17 protein-coding genes are annotated in these 20,386 nt (G+C 60.4%); 11 read left to right on the forward strand and 6 right to left on the reverse strand.

The features are described 5' to 3' along the window. The first annotated feature begins 192 nt into the window (after window positions 1-192). Window positions 193-1,563 carry an amidohydrolase family protein gene (locus tag DW943_RS01795; protein ID WP_117647663.1) on the forward strand — a complete coding sequence of 457 codons (1,371 nt, stop codon included), beginning with the start codon at window positions 193-195 and terminating at the stop codon, window positions 1,561-1,563. Between the two features lie 133 nt (window positions 1,564-1,696). Here the strand turns inward: DW943_RS01795 and DW943_RS01800 are convergent, their stop codons facing one another. The 4 genes from DW943_RS01800 to DW943_RS01815 form a co-directional block, all read right to left on the reverse strand. Further along, window positions 1,697-2,170 carry a hypothetical protein gene (locus DW943_RS01800; RefSeq protein ID WP_117647665.1) on the reverse strand — a complete coding sequence of 158 codons (474 nt, stop codon included), beginning with the start codon at window positions 2,168-2,170 and terminating at the stop codon, window positions 1,697-1,699. 146 nt (window positions 2,171-2,316) lie between these two features. Further along, window positions 2,317-2,589, reverse strand: coding sequence for a metal-sensing transcriptional repressor (locus DW943_RS01805; RefSeq protein ID WP_055285698.1), 273 nt, complete (start codon window positions 2,587-2,589; stop codon window positions 2,317-2,319). 43 nt (window positions 2,590-2,632) lie between these two features. Beyond that, window positions 2,633-2,854: a heavy-metal-associated domain-containing protein gene (locus DW943_RS01810; RefSeq protein ID WP_055310331.1), complete on the reverse strand. Its 222-nt coding sequence runs from the start codon at window positions 2,852-2,854 to the stop codon at window positions 2,633-2,635. Between the two features lie 152 nt (window positions 2,855-3,006). Next, complete coding sequence (locus DW943_RS01815; RefSeq protein WP_117862007.1) at window positions 3,007-5,346, reverse strand: cation-translocating P-type ATPase; 2,340 nt, start codon at window positions 5,344-5,346, stop codon at window positions 3,007-3,009. 560 nt (window positions 5,347-5,906) lie between these two features. On the opposite strand from DW943_RS01815, the gene DW943_RS01820 reads away from it, so the two are divergent. The 8 genes from DW943_RS01820 to DW943_RS01850 all read left to right on the forward strand — a co-directional run bounded on the left by DW943_RS01820 (window position 5,907) and on the right by DW943_RS01850 (window position 14,727). Next, window positions 5,907-8,105: a DEAD/DEAH box helicase gene (locus tag DW943_RS01820; protein WP_117647669.1), complete on the forward strand. Its 2,199-nt coding sequence runs from the start codon at window positions 5,907-5,909 to the stop codon at window positions 8,103-8,105. 352 nt (window positions 8,106-8,457) lie between these two features. Then, entirely contained in the window at window positions 8,458-8,970 is a 513-nt protein-coding gene (locus tag DW943_RS01825; RefSeq protein ID WP_158549283.1) for a PTS glucose transporter subunit IIA, read from the forward strand. Between the two features lie 18 nt (window positions 8,971-8,988). Then, window positions 8,989-9,843, forward strand: a complete 855-nt coding sequence (locus DW943_RS01830) for a PRD domain-containing protein (protein WP_117862088.1) — start codon at window positions 8,989-8,991, stop codon at window positions 9,841-9,843. Window positions 9,844-9,942: 99 nt separating this feature from the next. Then, on the forward strand, window positions 9,943-11,559 hold the full coding sequence (locus DW943_RS01835) for a PTS transporter subunit EIIC (protein ID WP_117862009.1): 1,617 nt from the start codon (window positions 9,943-9,945) through the stop codon (window positions 11,557-11,559). Window positions 11,560-11,562: 3 nt separating this feature from the next. Continuing rightward, window positions 11,563-12,945: a 6-phospho-alpha-glucosidase gene (locus DW943_RS01840; RefSeq protein ID WP_117862010.1), complete on the forward strand. Its 1,383-nt coding sequence runs from the start codon at window positions 11,563-11,565 to the stop codon at window positions 12,943-12,945. 170 nt (window positions 12,946-13,115) lie between these two features. Further along, window positions 13,116-13,274 (forward strand): ABC transporter ATP-binding protein, encoded by a 159-nt coding sequence (locus tag DW943_RS10415; RefSeq protein ID WP_158566055.1) that lies wholly within the window; start codon window positions 13,116-13,118, stop codon window positions 13,272-13,274. 227 nt (window positions 13,275-13,501) lie between these two features. Beyond that, complete coding sequence (locus DW943_RS01845; RefSeq protein ID WP_117583961.1) at window positions 13,502-13,702, forward strand: hypothetical protein; 201 nt, start codon at window positions 13,502-13,504, stop codon at window positions 13,700-13,702. A gap of 83 nt (window positions 13,703-13,785) precedes the next feature. After that, entirely contained in the window at window positions 13,786-14,727 is a 942-nt protein-coding gene (locus DW943_RS01850) for a CPBP family intramembrane glutamic endopeptidase (RefSeq protein ID WP_158566057.1), read from the forward strand. An 81-nt stretch (window positions 14,728-14,808) separates the two neighbouring features. Here DW943_RS01850 and DW943_RS01855 read toward each other — a convergent pair whose 3' ends face one another. Continuing rightward, window positions 14,809-16,950 (reverse strand): YgiQ family radical SAM protein, encoded by a 2,142-nt coding sequence (locus DW943_RS01855; protein ID WP_233543569.1) that lies wholly within the window; start codon window positions 16,948-16,950, stop codon window positions 14,809-14,811. A 193-nt stretch (window positions 16,951-17,143) separates the two neighbouring features. Here DW943_RS01855 and DW943_RS01860 point away from each other — a divergent pair, with 193 nt between their 5' ends. Further along, a complete protein-coding gene (locus DW943_RS01860; RefSeq protein ID WP_370448065.1) occupies window positions 17,144-17,923 on the forward strand; it encodes a YoaK family protein in 780 nt (259 codons plus the stop codon). Between the two features lie 121 nt (window positions 17,924-18,044). Here the strand turns inward: DW943_RS01860 and DW943_RS01865 are convergent, their stop codons facing one another. Then, window positions 18,045-18,581: a hypothetical protein gene (locus DW943_RS01865; RefSeq protein ID WP_117862014.1), complete on the reverse strand. Its 537-nt coding sequence runs from the start codon at window positions 18,579-18,581 to the stop codon at window positions 18,045-18,047. 415 nt (window positions 18,582-18,996) lie between these two features. On the opposite strand from DW943_RS01865, the gene fucO reads away from it, so the two are divergent. Beyond that, window positions 18,997-20,163, forward strand: coding sequence for a lactaldehyde reductase (gene fucO / locus DW943_RS01870; protein ID WP_117862015.1), 1,167 nt, complete (start codon window positions 18,997-18,999; stop codon window positions 20,161-20,163). The last annotated feature ends 223 nt before the right edge of the window (window positions 20,164-20,386 follow it).

Raw genomic sequence — 20,386 nt, forward strand, 5'->3', positions numbered from 1 at the left:
CATCTGGCTGCTAAAACCCGGTCTACCTGTTACAGATCTAGACATTTTCCTGATGTCGCTGGGGTGGGACTGCAACGCATTTCGTTCCCCGCATCTCCTTCTTGCTCCGTTAACCGATATGTCCGCAGCAATTCCGCCGCGCTAGGTAATAATGGACAAATGTTGAAGTTTTCTGAGAGGGAGGAGCTCGATATGGCGACTGCCGATCGTTCCACGTTGTTTATCAATGCGACCGTTCTGGATGGTTCGGAGCATATGGAGCCGCAGCCCGATATGGCCGTGGTCGTCGAGCGTGGCATCATCACCTGGATGGGACCGAGCGCTGTGGCCCAAGCTCCAGCGGGGGCCGAGGTCATCGACCTGGCAGGGGCGTATCTCATGCCGGGCCTCATCAATATGCACGTGCATCTGTGCGGTTCGGGCAAGCCGGTCTCGGCGGGTGATGCGGGCGCGCTGATGAAGAAGCTCGACAATCCCGTGGGCCGCGCCATCGTTCGCCACATCCTCAAAGGCAGCGCCCAACAGCAGCTGGCAAGCGGCGTGACTACGGTGCGCGGTGCGGGTGACCCGCTGTTTGCCGACATCGCCGTGCGCGATGCTATCGATGCCGGCAAGTATCAGGGTCTGCGTCTGGTAGCGCCGGGAACGGGCGTTACAGTGCCGGGTGGCCACGGCGCGGGGCTGTTCGCGCAGGTCGCCAATACGCCCGACGAGGCGGCCGAACAGGTGCGCGACTTGTACGCTCGTGGTGCCGACGTCATCAAGTTGTTCGTGACGGGTGGCGTGTTCGACGCGACCGAAGTTGGCGAGCCGGGCGTGCTGCGCATGCCGATCGATGTTGCCGCGGCGGCGTGCAAGGCGGCGCACGAGGTGGGCCTGCCGGTTATGGCTCATGTCGAGAGCACCGAGGGCGTGAAGGCCGCGCTTGAGGCCGGGGTCGACACGATCGAGCACGGTGCCCCGATGACGCCCGAGATCCTGGAGCTGTATCGCGGCGCCGCGGGCACACAGCTCGAGGGACGCGCGCCGAGCGTGACCTGCACGATCAGCCCGGCGCTGCCGTTTGTATTGCTCGACCCGGAAAAGACCCATTCGACCGATACACAAAAGAAGAACGGCGACATCGTGTGCTCGGGCATCATCGAGAGCGCCCGTGCCGCGCTGGAAGCTGGCATTAAGGTGGGCCTGGGCACGGACTCAAGCTGCCCGTTCGTGACGCAGTACGACATGTGGCGTGAGGTGGCCTATTTTGCCAAGTATGTCGGTGTGAGCAACGCCTTCGCGCTGCATACGGCTACGCAAGTCAACGCCGAGCTGCTGGGGCTGGGCGGCGAGACCGGTACGATCGAGTGCGGCAAGGCCGCCGATATCCTGGTGACGCGCAAGAATCCGCTCGATGACCTGTGCGCTCTGCGTGAGCCGACGCATGTGATGTGTCGCGGTGATTTGGTACGCAAGCTCAAGGTGAAGCGTATTCCCGAGGTGGACGCCGAGCTCGACGCGATTATGGCCATGCCTGCCGAAGCGCTGGCTGAGGAGCTGGCCCGCGACGGTGTGGCGTAGATGTGACAAAGGGGCAGCTCCGTTGCCGCATGCAAAAAGCTGAGGTCTCAACACGAGGCCTCAGCTTTTTTATCGAACAAATACTTAAGATTTGGGACAAACAAACCTGATTAATTTGTCCCGCGTGCGGGCGTTAGGAGCGGGTTTCCATCTTGGCGTGGCACTTGGGGCAGGTGACGCGGATCTTGCCTTTGCCCTTGGGGACGGAGAGCATCTGGCCGCAGTTGAGGCACTTGAGGTATGCTGTGGTCTTGCGACCCTTCCACATCTTCTTGGCCGTGCGCTTGGCACGCTCAAAGTCTTCCTTGCTGGTACCGGCCGTGCGCGAGGCGTTGGCAGCCGCGGCGCCGCTACCCAAGCTCGCTACGAACTTGCCCAGGCCGGGGACGTTAGCGGTCGCGGCGACAAAGGCCGCGTTTTCCTTGCGACGTGCGTCGATGTTTTTGGACAGGCCGCGCAGCACGCCAATCACGATTACGGCGATGGCAATCCAGCTGAGCCACTGGATATGGGCTATCGATCCGATCATCGCGATGACGATGCCGACAAAGCCCATAACGATGGTGAGCTCATCGGCGCCATTGCGGCCCTTCATAAAGTCATTCATGCAAATTGCCTTTCGTTCGATATGCTGCACGCCTTTATACCCGATTTAGAGCAAGGGGGACAGGTCAATCTGCACCAAGGTGGTGCAAACATACCTGTCCCCGATGCACCAAGAAGGTGCAAAGCAGTCCGTCCCCAATGCCCCAATTACTTGGAGAGCTTGTCGACGACGCGTTCGATCTCGGCGAGCTTGGCGGCCTTGAGGTCTTCGTCGCCCGATTCGATTGCCGAAGTCACGCAGCCCTCGATATGCGCCTTGAGCACGTCGGCGTTGATGCGCGCAATGAGCGCCTGCGTTGCCATGAGCTGCGTGGAAATATCGACGCAGTAACGGTCCTCATCGACCATCCGCAAGATGCCGTCGATCTGGCCGCGTGCCGTCTTGAGCATGCGGGTTACCGATTTGTGGTCTGCCATCATGGCGGGTCCTCGTTTCTGGTCGGGGGGGGGTACGTGCGGGTCGTTACGCGGCGGTCACCGAAAGGGCGTGGAACTTCTCACCCGCGGCCTCGACAGCGGCGGCGAGCTGCTCGGCGGTCACGGTGTCGGCGCACTCCACCTGGACGGTCTGAGTCTCGTGATCGGCATCGGCGTCGGTCACGCCGGCAACGTTGAGCAACGCCGTCTCGACGGTGGCGTCGCAGTGGCCGCACATGAGGCCGGAAGTCTTGATTGTGTATCGCATGGGTGTACTCCTTATCGATTGAGATTATCTGACAGTTTAGTCGTGAACAGCGTCATCTTAAAGGTGCGCTGAGGTGCCCGAGATTGCCCCGAAAGAGGAGCGAAGCGTACTTGGGTACGCGAGCGACGGTTTGAGGGGCAAGGTCGGGTGCATCAGTGCGCCGTCTTGGGCTTAAAGGTTCGTAGGCGCAGAGCATTGCTTACGACGCACACGCTCGACAGGCTCATGGCCGCGGCGCCAAACATCGGCGAGAGCTGCCATCCGGTGAGCGGGAAGAACACGCCCGCCGCCAGCGGAATGCCGATGCCGTTGTAGAACAGTGCCCAGAACAGGTCCTGCTTGATGTTGCGGATCGTGGCGCGTGAAAGCTCGATGGCTCGGGCGACGTCCATGAGGTCGCTGCGCATGAGTACCACGTCGGCGCCCTCCTTGGCGATGTCGGCGCCGGTGCCGATAGCAAGGCCCACGTCGGCGCGCGCCAGGGCGGGGGAGTCGTTGATGCCGTCGCCCACCATGGCGACCTTGCCGCCCGCATCCTGCAGTTCGCGCACGTGGCGTTCCTTGTCGGCGGGGAGGACGTCGGCGATGACCTGCTCGCTGCTCAGTCCCACGCGGCGGGCGATGGCCTCGGCCGTCACGCGGTTGTCGCCAGTGAGCATGCGCACATCGACGCCGAGCTTGCGGAGCGCGGCGATGGCCTCGGCGCTCGTCTCCTTGACCTCATCAGCCACGGCGATGGTGCCGACAAGCTCGCCGTTCTTGGCAAAGAACAGCGGCGTCTTGCCCTCGGCGGCAAATTGCTCGGCAAGGCCGGCGGGCACCTTCGCGCCCAGCTCGACCATCAGGCGCACGTTGCCGGCAGCGATGACGTTTTGTCCCTCGCGCGCCGTAACGCCTCGTCCAGGCACGGCGGCAAAGTCCTCGACCGTGCGCGCCACGATTCCGCGCGACTCGCACTCGGCCATGATCGCCTCGGCCAGCGGGTGCTCGCTCGAGCGCTCCAGCGCGGCAGCGAGCTTCAGTAACGCCTTTTCACTCATAGCGGGCGAGCCGTCGGCGCGCGCGACAACCACAATGTCGGTCACGGCCGGCTTGCCGCGGGTGACCGTGCCCGTCTTATCGAGCACCACGGTGCCCACGCTGCGCAGGTTCTCCAGCGCCTCAGCGCTCTTAAACAGAATGCCCATCTCGGCGCCCTTGCCGGTGCCCACCATAATGGCGACGGGCGTGGCCAGGCCGAGCGCGCACGGACAACTGATCACCAGCACGGCGACAGCGGAAGTGAGCGCCTCGTTGATGCTTCCGGTCAGCACCATCCACGCCACAAAAGTTACGGCAGAGATTACAAACACCACGGGCACGAACACGCCGGCGACTTTGTCGGCCATGCGGGCGATGGGCGCCTTGGTGGTGTTGGCGTCCTCGACGAGCTGGATAATCTTGGCGAGCGACGTGTCGGCGCCCACACGCGTGGCGCGGAAGGTAAACGAGCCCGTGCGGTTGACCGTGGCCGCGTTGACGGTGGCACCGGCGGTCTTTTCCACGGGGATGGACTCGCCGGTGAGCGCACTCTCGTCCACGGCCGAGCTGCCCTCGAGCACCACGCCATCGACGGGGATGGACTCTCCGGGGCGTACGCGCAGGACCTGGCCGGGAAGGATGCTGTCGACGTCGACGGTGGTCTCGGTGCCGTCCTCTGCCACGACGGTCGCGCTCTTGGGCGCCAGGTCGATGAGCGCCTCGATGGCGCCGCCGGTCTTGGATTTGCTGCGTGTCTCGAGGTATTTGCCCACGGTGACGAGCGACAGGATCGTGCCCGCACTCTCAAAATACAGGTTGCCCATGCTCGTCATCATGGCCTCGTGGATTTGCCCGGCGGCCAGCTGGTCGGCCATGATAAACATGGCATAGAACGACCAGGCGACGGAAGCGGTGGCGCCCACGGCAATAAGGGCGTCCATGGTGGGCGCGCCGTGCGCGAGCGATTTAAACCCGTTGATAAAGTACGCGTCGTTGACATAGACGATGGGGATAAGCAGGACGAGCTCGGTGAGGGCGAGCGTCATGCTGTGGGTATGGTCGGTGAAAATGCCGGGCAGCGGCCAGCCAAGCATGTGCCCCATGCCTATGTAGAACAGTGGGATGAGGAATACGATCGAGACGATGAGACGAGTGCGCATGGCAGAGGCGGCGGCCTCCAGTTTTTTGGTGGGCGACTCCATATGGGCGGCGCCGGACCTGGCTTGCGTACTGCCGCTTTGGGCGGCGTCGGTGCCCGTGCTGACGGGTGAGGCCGAGTAGCCAGCGCGATCGACGGCGGTGCAGATGTCGTCGGGGGTGACCTGCGCGGGGTCGTAGTCCACCAGCATAGAGCCGGCGAGCAGATTGACCGCGACGCTCTCGACGCCGTCGAGCTTGCTCACGGCACGATCCACGTGCGCCTGGCAGGCGGCGCATGTCATGCCACCCACGTCGAACTTATCTTGAGCCATGGCTTCTCCTTTCTGTGGTTCACTGTTGGAATTGTTAACCTGCTGATACTATACACCCATACCCCCTGGGGGTGTCTAGTTGGAGTTGAAATGTATGACATTTCGCTACGGTTGAGGATGGCTGTTCAGTCGTTGGCCATCCTTGCTAAATATCTCAATCTGTAACAGCAAGACCGGTTTTTGCCGAGTTACTGTTACAGATTGAGATAAACCGTTGGCTGGCAACTCAACGTCTCGATCTGTAACAGCAGGACCCGGTTTTACCCTGTAGATGTTACAGATTGAGACAATCGACCCAGGCCCACTCCTCCTGCACCGTCATCTGTGGTTTACGTGGGGGCATGCGAAGCACGGGTATACTAACCGGCGGCGAATCTGCTCCATCGCTTAGAGCTGCTGCGTCTGGACGGCGCGTGATAGGGCTGCCAAAGCGATCGCCAGCGTGCTGAGCAACGTCCTCTCTGTGCGCACCCGTTTTTGTATGTATTAGCGCACTACCAAGCACGCCCGCGCGGCCGCATGCCGTGCCCATTGCGCGTGCAGATAAGGAACAACAACATATGCGTAATTCTGTATCCGACGTCACCGACGCCGAGATTCTGGACGAGACCCGCGAGGCCATGACCCAGGCTGCCTTCGATGCTGCCGATGAGGCCAATGCTGCCCAGGCCGTCGAGTCCGCTACCGAGAGCCTGCCCGCCTTTGACGAGCTGGGCCTTTCCGACGAGATGCTTCGTGCTATCGAGAACCTGGGCTACACGGCGCCGACGCCCGTGCAGGCCGGTTCGATTCCTGTGGTGCTCGAAGGCCGCGACCTGCTTGCCGCCGCTCAGACTGGCACCGGCAAGACGGCCGCTTTCTTGCTGCCGACCATGAACAACCTGGAGCACATCGCTCCGCCCAAGCCTGTGCGCGAGCGCAGCGGCCGCAACCGCCGTCGCGGCGCTAAAAAGCCCGAGGGCAACGGCCGCGGCCCCGTGATGCTCGTCATCACCCCCACGCGCGAGCTTGCCCAGCAGATCGACGAGGTCGCGAACAAGATCGCCGACGTCACCGGTCATGTCGCCGTGACCGTCGTGGGCGGCGTGAGCTACAAGCCGCAGACCGCTGCCCTCAAGTACGGCTGCGACATCCTGGTCGCCACGCCGGGCCGTTTGGTCGATTTGATCGAGCAGGGCGCCTGCCACCTGGACGAGGTCAAGGTGCTGGTGCTCGACGAGGCCGACCGCATGCTCGACATGGGCTTTTTGCCCGCCGTCCGCCGCATTGTGCGCGAGACGCCGGCCGAGCGCCAGACGCTGCTGTTCTCGGCCACACTTGACGAGGAGGCTGTGGGCGAGATCACCGACCTGGTGAGCGACCCGGCTCGCGTGGAGATCGCACCGGCCACGTCGACCGCCGACACCGTCGACCAGTTTGTGTTCCCGGTGTCCATCGAGGCCAAGAACAACCTGTTGCCCGAGTTCCTCAAGAAGGAGGGTCCGGAGCGCACTATCGTCTTTATGCGCACCAAGCACCGCGCCGACAGCTGCTGCCGTCGTCTGGAGCGTAAGGGCATCAAGGCCGCCGCGATTCACGGCAACCGCAGCCAGGCCCAGCGCGAGCGCGCGCTTTCGGCCTTCCGCGACGGTACCGTCGACGTGTTGGTGGCAACCGACGTGCTTGCCCGCGGCATCGACATTAGCGACGTGCGCTACGTCGTGAACTTTGACGTACCGGCCGAGCCGACCGACTATATCCACCGCATTGGCCGTACGGGCCGCGCCGGCGAGCTGGGCTGGGCCATTACGTTTGTGACCGAGCAGGATGTCGATGAGTTCTACGAGATCGAGAAGCTCATGGACAAGACGGCCGACATCTACGAGGCCAGCGACCTGCATGTGGGTCCCAACCCGCCCGCCGTTGATCCCGAGCGCGATCCTGCGGCCTTTAAGGTGAAGAAGAAGACCAAGCGCGGCAAGTCCAAGAGCAAGAAGAAGCTTGAGCAGGCGCGTCGCGACGGCAAGCGCAACGGCGACGATTACGGTGATGTGGCCGGTCGTTCCAACCGCGGTCGTGACGAGCGTCGCGGCGACGGCGAGCGTCCGAGCCGTCCTAAGCGCGGCGGCAAGACCCGCGTGCGCGAGGGCGTTCAGGCTCGCGTGGACGAGGCTGTGGAGAGCGTGGCTCGCGAGGTGGCTGCCGAGGAGCGCGGCGGTGCCGCTGCCGTCGAGCAGGCCCCGCGCGGTAACCGTGCCGAGCGTCGTGCCAAGCAGTTCCAGGGCGAGGCACACCGCCGTCGTCGTGAGGACGAGGACCGTGGTGGTCGTCGTCGTGTTGAGCGCGAAGACGAGGGCCGTGGTTCGCGCGGCGGCAAGCGCGGCTCGGGCGACCGTCGTCGCTCCGGTCGCGATGGCGAGCGCGGTGGCCGTGGCGGCGAAGGCCGTGGTTCGCGTGACGAGCGCGGCGTCCGTGGCGGCGAGCGTCGCGAGGGTGCTCGTGGCAACGGTGGCCGCAGCGGCGCCGGTCGTTCGAATGAGTCGCGCGATCGTCGCGACCCGCGTGCCAGCCGCGATCGTCGCGATGATTGGCGCAACTACGACGACACCCGCGAGGAGCGCCGTGGCGGCTATCGTGGTGGTCGCGGCGGCAACCAGTCCGGCTCTCGTGGCGGCCGCGCCGGCGGTCGCGATAACCGTGGCAGCTATGGCAATAGTCGTGGCGGCAAGCGCGGTAGCAGCTCCCGCCGCCCCGGTGACGGCGGCGGCAAGCGCAAGTAACATACGCGTCGCACGCTAGTGTGAGGCAAGCTAAGGGCCCCGAGCAACTACGCTCGGGGCCCTTTTTGGTGCAAAGGGGCCAGAGCAAGGAGTGTCCCTGGGTGCCGGCAGAAAAGGAACGTCCCCAAGTGCCGCATAGATAGATACCGTTTATCGGAGAATAAATACCGTTCACCGGTCATAATGATTGTTCCGGCTTTGGGCTTGTCTACAATAGCTCCCGTAAAAAGAAATGCGGAAGGTTACCGAGTCCCTCGGACGTGGGCCTAACCAAAGTCTTTGAACGGATGTGTCTCTATGGATGCATTCGCTTGATTTTGGTTGGGCTATATTTATGAAGGGACATGCCACCATGGGTTTCTTTTCTCGCCTGATGGGCGGTTCGGATGAGCAGAAGACTGCAACTTCCGAGTTCGAAATCCTCGCTCCTGTTTCCGGCGAGCTTGTTCATCTAGAAAATACCAATGACCCCGCTTTTAGCAGCCGTGCCGTGGGCGATGGCGTTGCCGTGGTTCCCCAAGAGGGAACGGTGTGCGCTCCTGTTTCCGGTACCGTCGCGGCGCTGTTCCCGACCGAGCATGCACTGGGCATCATGTCCGACGACAGCTCTGCTCAGGTGATGCTGCATATCGGAATCGACACTGTTAAACTTGAGGGCAAGGGCTTCCATGCGCTTGTTGCCCAGGGTGACCATGTCGACGCGGGCCAGCCCCTCGTCGAGGTCGATTTCGACGCGGTCCGCGCCGCCGGCTTCGATCCCACGGTCTTCGTTATCGTGTGCGAGCGTTCGGAGAACTCGACTCTTCGTGAGCACGCTTCCGGCCCTGTTGCTGTTAAAGAGCCTGTCGTCTGGCTTTCCGAGTAAATTCTTGTGGTGGGTACCGTGGTTATCAAGCGAGTTTTCAACAACAACGTCGCAATGGTCACTTCGGACGATGGCTCCGAGCTCATTGTCATCGGTCGAGGCCTCTGCTTTGGCCGTCATGCCGGCGACGCTATCGATGAGGCATCGGTCGAAAAGACCTATGCGCTGCAGGAGGGCACTTCTCAGGATTCGCGCACGATTGACCGCTTGGCACATCTTTTGGAGTCCATTCCCACCGTCAACCTCGTGATTTCCGAGGACATTGTTCAGATGCTCCGTCGAGAGCTCAATGTTGATATCAACGACAAGATCCTCATTGCTCTCGCAGACCATATCAGTCTTGCTTTGGAGCGCGAGCGTAAGGGCGTCCCCTGCGAGAATCCGTTGCTGCTCGAGATCCAGCAGTTCTATCGCAAGGAGTATGCGCTTGCGGGCCGTGCGCTGCAGATTATCAAGGAGTATATGGGCATCCAGATGAGCGAAGAAGAGCAGGGTTTTATTACGCTGCATATCGTCAACGCCACCATGCCGCAGCGCTCTGACCGTCTGATTGTTTCGGTCCAGCTTGTTCGCGACGTGCTCGCGATTGTTTCCGAGCACTATGCCACGACCCTTGACGTCACCTCGTTGCCGTACGAGCGTTTCGTTCGCCATCTGCAGTTTTTTGCGCAGCGGGCGCTCGATCCCGCGGCGGGGCAGGTCAATGGCGACGCGCTGTTCCGTATCGATGAAACGGCGTATCCGAGGGCGTTCTCGTGTGCGGAGTCAATTGCCGACCACTTAGCGTCTACCTATAACGTTGTCGTTACCGATGCCGAGAAGAGTTATCTCGCATATCACATTGTTAACCTGCTTGGAGAACCTGGTCTCTAGGCATAACGTGCCCACACATCGATTGATATAAGGCAAGGCTCACGGTCTTGTCCAGGGCACATCTGTCTTAATTTGCGGAAAAGGAAGGGGAGTACCGCTATGACCGCAAAAAAGAAGTTCAATTTCAAAGCGCCGTTGGAGGTGTTCGCGAAGTCAATCGTTCAGCCGATGATGTATCTCTCGGTTGCCGGCATTCTGCTCATCGTGGGCATTATTCTGACCAACAAGACCATCTGCGCCGTGATCCCTGTGCTGGGCTCCGGTCCGTTCCAGCTTGTGGGCGCCGTTGTCTATCAGTCGCTGATGTTTATCATCAACAACCTCTCGATTCTGTTCTGCGTGGGCATCGCCGGCGCCATGGCAAAGAAGAACAAGGGCCATGCTTCGCTGATCGCCCTGATGTCGTTCTTCCTGTTCCTGCAGGCTAACAACATCGTGCTCAACGCCACCGGCTCTCTTGCCGAAGCGAGCGGCATGCTCGGCCTTACCGGAACCGGCCAGAGCACCGTTATGGGCATTCAGGTGCTCGATACCGGCGTGTTTGGCGGCATCATTCTTGGTTGCATCACCGGTGCTGTGTTCAACAAGTACTCGAACAAGCAGTTCCCCATTGCCCTTTCGATGTTCTCGGGCGTTCGCTTCCCGTTCCTGATCATGATCATCATCTCCTGGATCATGGGCGCTGGCTTCTGCATCGTTTGGCCTCCGGTTCAGGGTGCCATCTCCTCCGTTGCCGGCATCATTAAGGAGTCGGGCAACATCGGTCTGTTCATCTACGGCATGCTCAACAAGCTGCTCGTTCCCACCGGTCTGCACCACCTCATCTACACCCCGTTCCAGTTCTCCGATGTGGGTGGCACCCTGACGCTGGGCGATCAGGTTATCGCCGGCGCCTATCCCATCCGTGTCGCCGAGATGGCAATGACGGGCCAGCCCTTCTCCGATAGCACCTATTTCAACAGCTACACCTTCAACAACCTGTGGCCCTACATCGGTATCGGTCTCGCCTTTATCTTCACCGCTTACAAGGGGAACAAGGATAAGACCAAGGCCGTTATCATCCCGCTGATCATCACCGCCGTGCTCTCCTGTGTCACCGAGCCCATGGACTTCCTCTTTGTCTTTGCCGCTCCCGTGCTCTTTGTCGTTCACTCGATTCTTTCCGGTATCTTCCTGGTCCTGCTCAAGGTTCTCTCCGTGCCCGCTTCGACTGCAGGCGGCATCATCAACATCGTGGTTTCCAACCTGGTCCTCGGTGTCGACAAGACCAACTGGCCGGTTATGCTGGTGCTTGGAGTCGTCAACGCCGCTCTGTACTTCTTCCTCTTCACCTTCCTTATTAAGAAGCTCAACCTCCACACGCCTGGCCGCGAGGAGGAGTCCGAGCTCGCCGAGTCCGTTGCTGAGGGCGAGGCCGCCGCGTCTGTCGCGGTGAAGCAGGGCGCTGTTGCCGCAGCTCCCGCAGAGGGCGTCGATGCAGGTATTGCCGACCTGGTCGCAGGTCTTGGCGGCAAGGACAACATCGAGGAGCTCGAGAACTGCTTTACGCGTCTTCGCGTGAACGTTAAGAACCCGGACCTCATCGATGAGAACCTCATCAACCACGTGCCCAACAGCGGCATCAACCGCAACGGCAACAATATCCAGATCATCTTTGGCATGAAGGTCGCCGAGATGCGCGACAAGGTCGAAAACGCAATTGAGAAGGAGCAGTAAACAATGATCATTACTCTGTGTGGTGGCGGATCCACCTTTACCCCCGGCATCGTCAAGTCCATCGCCCTGCGCAAGGACGAGCTCGACGTTGACGAGATTCGTCTGTACGACATCAACGAGGAGCGCCAGCGCAAGATCGGCGTGCTCGTGGACTGGATTCTGCACGAGGACCTCGGCCTGGACATCAAGCTCACGGTGACCACCGACAAAAAGACGGCTTTTACCGACGCGAGCTTCGTGTTTGCCCAGATGCGCGTGGGCGGCTACGCCATGCGCGAGCAGGACGAGAAGATTCCGCTGCGTCACGGCTGCGTGGGCCAGGAGACTTGCGGTTGCGGCGGCCTTGCCTACGGCATGCGCACCATCTTCCCCATGGTCGAACTGATCGACGACGTTGAGAAGTACGCCAAGAAGGACTACTGGATTCTCAACTACTCCAACCCTGCCGCCATCGTGTCCGAGGGCTGCCGCGTGCTGCGTCCCAACGCTCGCATCATCAACATCTGCGACATGCCGATCGCGATCATCGACGTGGTTTGCGCCGCACTCGATATCGACAAGAAGGATGTCGAGTACGATTACTTTGGCCTCAACCACTTTGGTTGGTTCACCTCGATTCGCCACAAGGGCGAGGAGGTGCTCCCGCAGCTGCGCGAGTACATCAAGGAGCATGAGATTCTGCTGCCCGACTCCTACCTCAAGGGCATGGGCTCGCTCATGGCAAAGAAGCCCGAGGAGACCGCCGACGAGCATCCCGAGCAGAACCGTCACACCAAGGGCAGCTGGTACTACGTCTGGAAGGGCGAGTACGAGATCATGGAGTGCTTCCCGGAGTACCTGCCCAACACGTATCTGAACTACTACCTGCAGCAGAAGGAGTTCGTCGAGCATTCCAACCCTGAGCGCACCCGTGCTAACGAGGTTGAGGAGACGCGCGAGAAGAACCTCTTCGACGGCATCGACCACTACGAGAAGACGGGCGAGATCGACGAGAGCACGTTCTATGCGGGCAGCCACGGCGACTGGATTGCCGACCTGGCTATCGCTCTGAAGAACGATACCAAGCAGCGCTTCCTGGTCATTTGCGAGAACAAGGGCGCTATCCCCAACATGCCCTACGACGCTATGGTCGAGCTGCCTGCCTACATTGGCAAGAATGGCCCCGAGGTCATCAGCCGCGACAACATTCCTCTGTTCCAGCAGGGCCTCATGATGCAGCAGCTGAACTCCGAGAAGCTCGTGGTCGAGGCTACGATCGAGGGTTCGTACGAGAAGGCGCTCAAGGCCTTTACGCTCAACAAGACCGTGCCTTCGATGAAGGTCGCCAAGGAGGTTCTCGACGACATGATCGAGGCCAACAAGGGTTACTGGCCCGAGCTTCGCTAAAGACAGAAGGTCTCTGGCACAAAAGAGCCGCTGACCGTAAAACTTGATCAATGCCCTGTTCGCGTGTTTGCGCGGACGGGGCATTGCCGTTTTGCGCAAAGGGCTGATATGGGGGCGGGCAGCGCCGTCGCGTCGAGATCGCCCGAGCCCTGCTGTGCCCGGGCGGCGCGGTGATTCTTGACGAGCCCGTTACCGGTTTAGATACCGCTGCGCGTGACGCATGCGCCGAGGTCGTGCTCGACTTGCTCGACGGCCGCATGATGTTGCTTGCCACGCACGATGCCGTCGACGCTCAGGCCCTCGATATCTCGGATATCATCACGCTCTAGAAGCCATTTCGGGCGCTAACTCAACAATAAAATGATCCGTTTTTCTTCCGTCCCCATGGGGCGGGTGTGGTATTCTATCTGCGGGGTAATACTTAGGAATACCAAGTAATACCAACGACGCAGAAACAAACTCCGGATGCGGGCCAATCGGGTTGCCTTCACAGCCCGTCGCCCAGCCGCGTGGCCCGCATCTATCCGCACCACCGTCGTTTCAAAAAGGAAGCGCCATGGCAGAACACATGACCCCGGTTGTCGCGAAGGTCTTGCCCGAGGAAAAGGCGGCCTTCGCGGCGGCAACCCAGCTCGTAGGTACCACGCCGTCCAACGCCATCCGCATGTTTATCGCCGCGTTTAATCGATGCGGCACCTTTCCGTTCGACATTTCGCCCAACGGGGCCTTTGGCACTGCGCCCGATTCTCATCAATAAGTGATCCGTTTTCCTCCGTCCCCATGGGATCAGCTCTCTGCCGAGTTGTGGTAGAACTAGGGAACGGTTTTGAGGAGGTTGGCATGCTCAATGCGATGATTTGGGCGCTTGCCTGTTTTGGCGTTGTCGCTGCCGATATAGCCCTGAGCGCGGTTCTGTTTTCAGTTCTCGATGCCGTGTCGGTGCTGACGGGCTATCCGATCGACAATCTCGATATCCAATGGTTTCAGGCTGCCGCGCAGACGGCATCGTTTTTGATGGCGCTGCTGTGGTGGCGTTATCTGTGGCCGCGCTCCTTTCTGGCGCGCCGGCAAGGTGAGCGCCCGCTCGGTGGGGGAGCAAATGCTGCATGGAAGCGCATCGCCTGCGTTATCGTGATTGGCCTAGCCCTGCAGGTGGTCGTTGGCTACGTGACCGACGCTGTGCTGTCGCTGTTGCCCGAGGCGGCGGCCGATTACAGCGAACTTGTCGAGGAGACGGGCATGGGCGACACCAGCTATCTCGCCGTTCTGACTACGGTGCTCGGCGCCCCATTTTGTGAAGAGCTGCTGGTGCGCGGCATCATTTTTGAGTTTTCGCTCCGAGCGTTTAACCCGCAGTGCCGCCCACTTTGGAAGCGCCGACGTCACGTGCGACATCAAGACGGCGCCATGGTGCCCTGGGCGGCCCCGAGTACCTGGGGCATCGCCGCGGCGATTGTGCTGCAAGCGGCCATCTTTGGCTTTATGCACATGAACTGGGTGCAGGGCTGCTACGCCGGCGCCGCCGGTCTGGTCTTTGGCTGGGTGCTCGTGACCACCGGAAAGTTCCGCTACACGATCCTGCTGCATTTTGCCTTTAACGCCGGGTCGTATCTCATGACGTTGCTCTGGTTTGTGAACACGCCGCTCGACGTGGTAATTGCGGTTGCTATCGCCGTCTTTGTGCTGGTAGAGGCGATGCGGTCGCTCAAGCAGGCGTGCCAGCGGCTCGCTCCCGTCAGTAAATGTGATTCCCCTAAGGAAAACACGACTAGGTGTGTCTGAGCGTGTTCCCCCTAGGGAAAACACGCTTGGCCGATGAAAGGACGCCGGCTGGCCATGAGACGCCGGCTGGCCCTCGCCGCGCTAGTTGCGCCTGCCGCCTCCGTTGGCACCCTGTCGTCCCTGGGCCGCACGGTTGCGGCCCGCGGTGTTCTGCGCGCGCGACATGCCGCCGTGCCCCTTGCTGCCTTTGGGTCCCTTGCCGCCAGCACCACCGTGCGGTTTGCCGCCCTTCTTGCCGGTGCCATGCCCGCCGCCGGCAGACGTCTCGCCCGGGCGCGGCGGTACGGGACGAATCAGGCAATGCTTGGTGTAGCCGATCAGGTCACGACGGCCGGCCTTTTCCAGCGCCTCGCGTACGAGCTTGTAGTTCTCGGGCTTGCGGTATTGGATGAGCGCACGCTGCATGGCCTTCTCGTGCGGGTCGCGTGCCACGTAGATCGGCTTCATGGTGCGTGGGTCCACGCCGGTGTAGTACATGCAGGTCGACATGGTGGACGGCGTGGGGTAGAAGTCCTGCACCTGCTCGGGCATGTAGCCCATGTCGCGCACGGCCTCGGCAAGATCCACAGCTTCCTTCATCGTTGAACCGGGGTGGCTCGAGATTAGGTACGGCACCACATACTGCTTGAGTCCGTATTCGCGGTTCAGGCGTTCAAATTTACGGCAGAACGCGTCGTAGACGGCGCGGCTCGGCTTGCCCATCACACTCAGCACCGCATCGCTCACGTGCTCGGGCGCTACGCGCAGCTGGCCCGAGACATGGTGTTCCAGCAGCTCGCGCAAAAACTCGTCCGAGGCGTCGGCCATGGTGTAGTCAAAGCGGATGCCGCTGCGCACGAAGACCTTTTTGACGCCCGGTAGCTGGCGCAGGTCGCGCAACAGCTGTGTGTAGCCGCTCTCGTCGACCACCATGTTCTTGCATACGCTCGGCCACAGGCAGCGCTTGTTCTTGCACACGCCGTGCTTGAGCTGTTTGTCGCAAGCAGGGCGGCTAAAGTTCGCCGTCGGTCCGCCCACGTCGTTGATGTAGCCCTTAAACTCGGGGTCGCGCGTGAGTAGCTCGGCCTCGCGCATGATCGAATCGTGGCTACGCATCTGCAGCACGCGGCCCTGGTGGAAGGTCAGCGCGCAAAACGAGCACTCACCAAAGCAGCCGCGGTTGGAGCTGATGGAAAACTTGATCTCGGCAAAGGCCGGCACGCCGCCTGCCGCGTCGTAATCGGGATGCCAATCGCGTGCGTAGGGGAGTTCGGCAACCTCGTCCATCTCATCGGTGGTGAGCGTCGCCGACGGCGGGTTCTGCACCACATAGACGCTGTTGGGGTAGGGCTCTACCAGGCGGTGTCCGGTGATGGGATCCATGTTCTGCTGCTGCACATTAAAGCTGCGCGCGTAGTTGAGCTTGTCGGCGGTAAGGTCGTCCCAGCTGGGCAGCAGGTCGTAGTCGTAGACCTCGTCGAGTGAGCCCGTGCGGTAGACGGTGCCGTTGATATAGGTGATCTGATCGACGGGCAGTCCCGCGTCGAGCGCGTCGGCGATCTCGACAATCGCGTGCTCGCCCATGCCGTAGATGAGGATGTCGGCGCCCGAGTCGAGCAGTACCGAGCGCTTGAGCTTGTCCTGCCAGTAGTCGTAGTGGGCCAGACGACGCAGGCTCGCCTCGATGCCGCCGATGATGATGGGGGCGTCCTTGAACGTTTGGCGGATGAGGTTGCCGTAGACCGTGACGGCGCGGTTGGGGCGGTGACCCTCCTCGCCACCAGGGGTGTAGGCATCGGTGTGGCGACGATGCTTGGTCACCGAGTAGTGGTTGACCATGGAGTCCATGTTGCCGGCGCTGACGAGAAAGCCCAGGCGTGGCTCGCCGAGCACCGTGATGCTGGCGGGGTCGGTCCAGTCGGGCTGGCAGATGATGCCCACCTTGTAGCCGTGCGCGTCGAGGACGCGGCTGACGATGGCCATACCAAAGCTGGGATGGTCCACGTAGGCGTCGCCGCAGATGTAGACAAAGTCGCACTGGTCCCAGCCGCGCGCATCCATGTCGGCGCGGCTGACGGGGAGGAACTTATCGCGGCCCGGCCGCCAGGGGCGGGCGGGCGTCGCTTGGGAATGCTTGGTGCGGGCGACCGTGGCCTGCGCCTTGCCGCCGCGCTTTTGTTGCTGGCCCTGTTTGCCCTGCTGACTGCGCTGGTTGTTCTGAGCGTGCTGAGGCTTTTTTGCCACGATCCCTCCCGGTGTTTGTATGCTGCACGTAATTGTAACCAGTCTTTTTGGGACGGGGCTAAAAAGACTGGTGGAGTACACGAGGCGTCGGGCGTCGGGTGTGGCGCCGCGCCCGCCGTTTGTTTCCAGACTGTGTATCTGCGCGTTGGGGAGCCCGTCTCGCGCGCACGCCATGTTGTCAATGGGTTACAGTATGAACGGCGGCTATGTCTCCGCCAACGCACGAGAGGGTCGTCAACAAGGAGGCCGCACGACGATGCAGCGTGCCAAGCAGATATCGGAGTCCATCGAGCTGGGCATCATTCTGGCGCTCGCTGGTGGCTTTATGGACGTGTATTCGTACATTGGGCGCGATCATGTTTTTGCCAACGCGCAGACAGGCAACATCTTGTTGGTGGGCGTGAGCATCTCGGAGGGTAATTGGGCGCTCGCGGGACGCTATTTCTTCCCCGTGGTGTCGTTTGCCGTGGGCATTATGCTTGCCGACCTGGTACACGAGCGTTTTGGCAGCGTGATTCACTGGCGCCAGGTGACGGTGTTTTTTGAAGCCGTTATCTTGCTGGGCGTGAGCTTTATCCCGGGCGGCGATTTCAACCTGCTCGCCAACTGCCTTACTTCGTTTGCCTGCGGTATGCAGGTCGAGAGTTTCCGCAAGATTCATGGACACGGCATCGCCACGACCATGTGTATCGGCAACCTCCGTAATGCCTTGCAAAACGTGGACGACTACATCATTACCCACAAGCGCGGCTTTTTGGAAAACGGCCTGCTGTACTTTGGCGTGATCTTTACCTTTGTGTTTGGCGCCGTGTTGGGCAACTGGTGTATTGAGCGCATAGGCCTGCACGCCATCGTCGTGGCGAGCGTGCTGCTGTTTGTCGCGTTTGCCATCATGTTTATCGACCGCGAGCGCGACTTGCGTTTTCGCTGGAAGGTTGCGGCCGAGGCTTGGAAAGAGGGCTGTCGAAAGTAACCGAATGCGGCAGAGGGGTTGTCCCTTTGCCGCAATATTTTTCCTCTCTATTTTATACAGTTTCAGGAGCCAGAAAAAAATATCTAGCTCCTGAACGTTGCAACGAACTGCTTTTTGCGATTTATTCGAGATGCTCTTCAATCCGAGCCCTCAGAAGGGCAATGGCTGTGGGTATTCCAATTGCGACGGCTAATTTGGCTTTATCCAAAACCTGTATGCTAAAGCACGATTGTTTATCACATTGAAGGACGTTAACTGAAGATAGCTTTACTTCCCGTTGACTGAATATATCGTAATCTCCAAATAGGAAGTTACCTTTTATTGTGTAATTCGGTATGTTCGTTACGCACTTCATCTCAAGTCTGTTTAGGCCATAATCGAACACCGCAACTTCCTTGTGTTCGATGATGAGCGCAACCCTGGGCATGTTACTAAAACCACCGTCGACGACAGTAAAGAGTTTTTCATTTGCATCGTCATAAACGGTATATTTAAGACTCAATAGCTGTCCTAGTGGACCCGTGAACCCATGTCTTTTGATGTTGAGGTTGTCTCCCGCTGGGTTGACGAGAACCAGAGCATGCGGATAAGGGTTACCTTCAATTGAGATTCGATATTCGTTTGTAGCCGTCTTGCTCGATTTAGGACCAGTAGCCATCACGTGTCATCGCCTCGACCGAATTGGAACCGTCTTCTGCTTCGTGCGGAGAATTACGCTGTACGTTGCAGTACATGCAGCTGCAATAACAGCATAGGCAATTTCTAACAAAATGAATGATGCTATTTGCTGCATGCATATTGTTGACTATAAATTATCCTTTTATAAACGTATTGTCAAACATATATTGCTAAAACAGAAACAATTTATAGACTGAGCGGGTCGTATTCTTTGGGCGAGTGCTCCTATAATCTAGCCTACGCTGCTGTCGGGAGGGAAGGATTAGGTCTCCGTTATTATGTTGAAACGCTTTAACACTTTTGATGTTCTCATGCATTTTTTGTTTCAAAAGCGTTAGGATGGAACTTGCAGCGCGGGGCGTAATGGGTGCCCCGTACACGATGGGAGGCTATCAATGGCTAATCGTTTCGTTCTCAACACCATTTCTTATCATGGTTCCGGTGCCATCAAGGAGATCCCCGGCGAGCTCCAGCGTCGTGGCTACAAGAAGATCTTCGTCTGCTCCGACCCCGATCTGGTCAAGTTTGGCGTTACCGCTAAGGTGACCGACGAGCTCGACGCTGCCGGTATCGCTTGGAGCCTCTACTCCGAGATCAAGCCCAACCCCACTATCCAGAACGTCAAGGACGGCGTCGAGGCCTTCAAGGCCGCCGTGGCTGACGCTATCGTGACCATTGGCGGCGGCTCCTCCATGGACACCGCCAAGGCTATCGGCATCATCATCAACAACCCCGAGTTCGCCGATGTCCGCAGCCTCGAGGGCGTTGCTCCGACTAAGAATCACGCCGTGTTCACCATCGCTGTGCCGACGACCGCCGGTACCGCCGCCGAGGTGACCATCAACTACGTCATCACCGACCCCGAGAAGGTCCGCAAGTTCGTGTGCGTTGACACCAACGACGCCCCCGAGGTCGCCGTCGTCGACCCCGACATGATGGCTTCCATGCCCGCCGGCCTGACCGCTTCCACTGGTATGGACGCTCTGACCCACGCCATCGAGGGCTACACCACCAAGGGCGCTTGGGAGCTTTCCGACATGTTCCACTTTGAGGCCATTAAGCTGATCAGCGAGAACCTGCGCGACTCCGTCGCCGAGGCCAAGTCCGGCCAGCCCGGCTCCGGCCGCGAGGGCATGGCTCTTGGCCAGTATGTCGCCGGCATGGGCTTCTCCAACGTTGGCCTGGGCATCGACCACGCCATGGCTCACACCCTGTCCGCTCACTACGACACCCCGCACGGCGTCGCTTGCGCCATGCTGCTGCCGATCGCCATGGAGTTCAACAAGCCGGTTTGCGCCGAGCGCCTGGCCAAGGTCGCCGTCGCCATGGGCGTTGACACCACGGGCATGAGCACCGACGAGGCCGCCGACGCCGCCATCGCCGCCGTCAAGCAGCTCTCTGCCGACGTGAACATCCCGCACGTTTGCGAGGCCATGAAGGCTGACGAGATTGAGGTCCTGGCCAAGGACGCCATGGCCGACGCCTGCTTCCCGGGCAACCCGCGCGAGGCGACGCTCGACGACGTCATCGAGCTCTTCAAGAAGATCTGCCCGGCTGCTTAACCTGGTTCGGCGGGCCCCGCCCGTTAGCCCCAGAATCGTCCTCGGACATGTCGGAGGCCCCGCTGCGCACTACGTGCGGCGGGGCCTCCTTCTGTCCTGCGGAAAGATTCTGGGGCTAACGGGCGGGGCCCGCCGGCTCGTTGTCGTGGCGGGCGCTGTTCGGAAGAGCTCGATGGGTCATCTCGCTGGGTAAATATTTGTGCGTGATGGTATCGTTGTTGGG

Origin of the sequence: Collinsella sp. AM44-11 (genome assembly GCF_003467145.1) — a bacterium.
GTDB lineage: Bacteria > Actinomycetota > Coriobacteriia > Coriobacteriales > Coriobacteriaceae > Collinsella.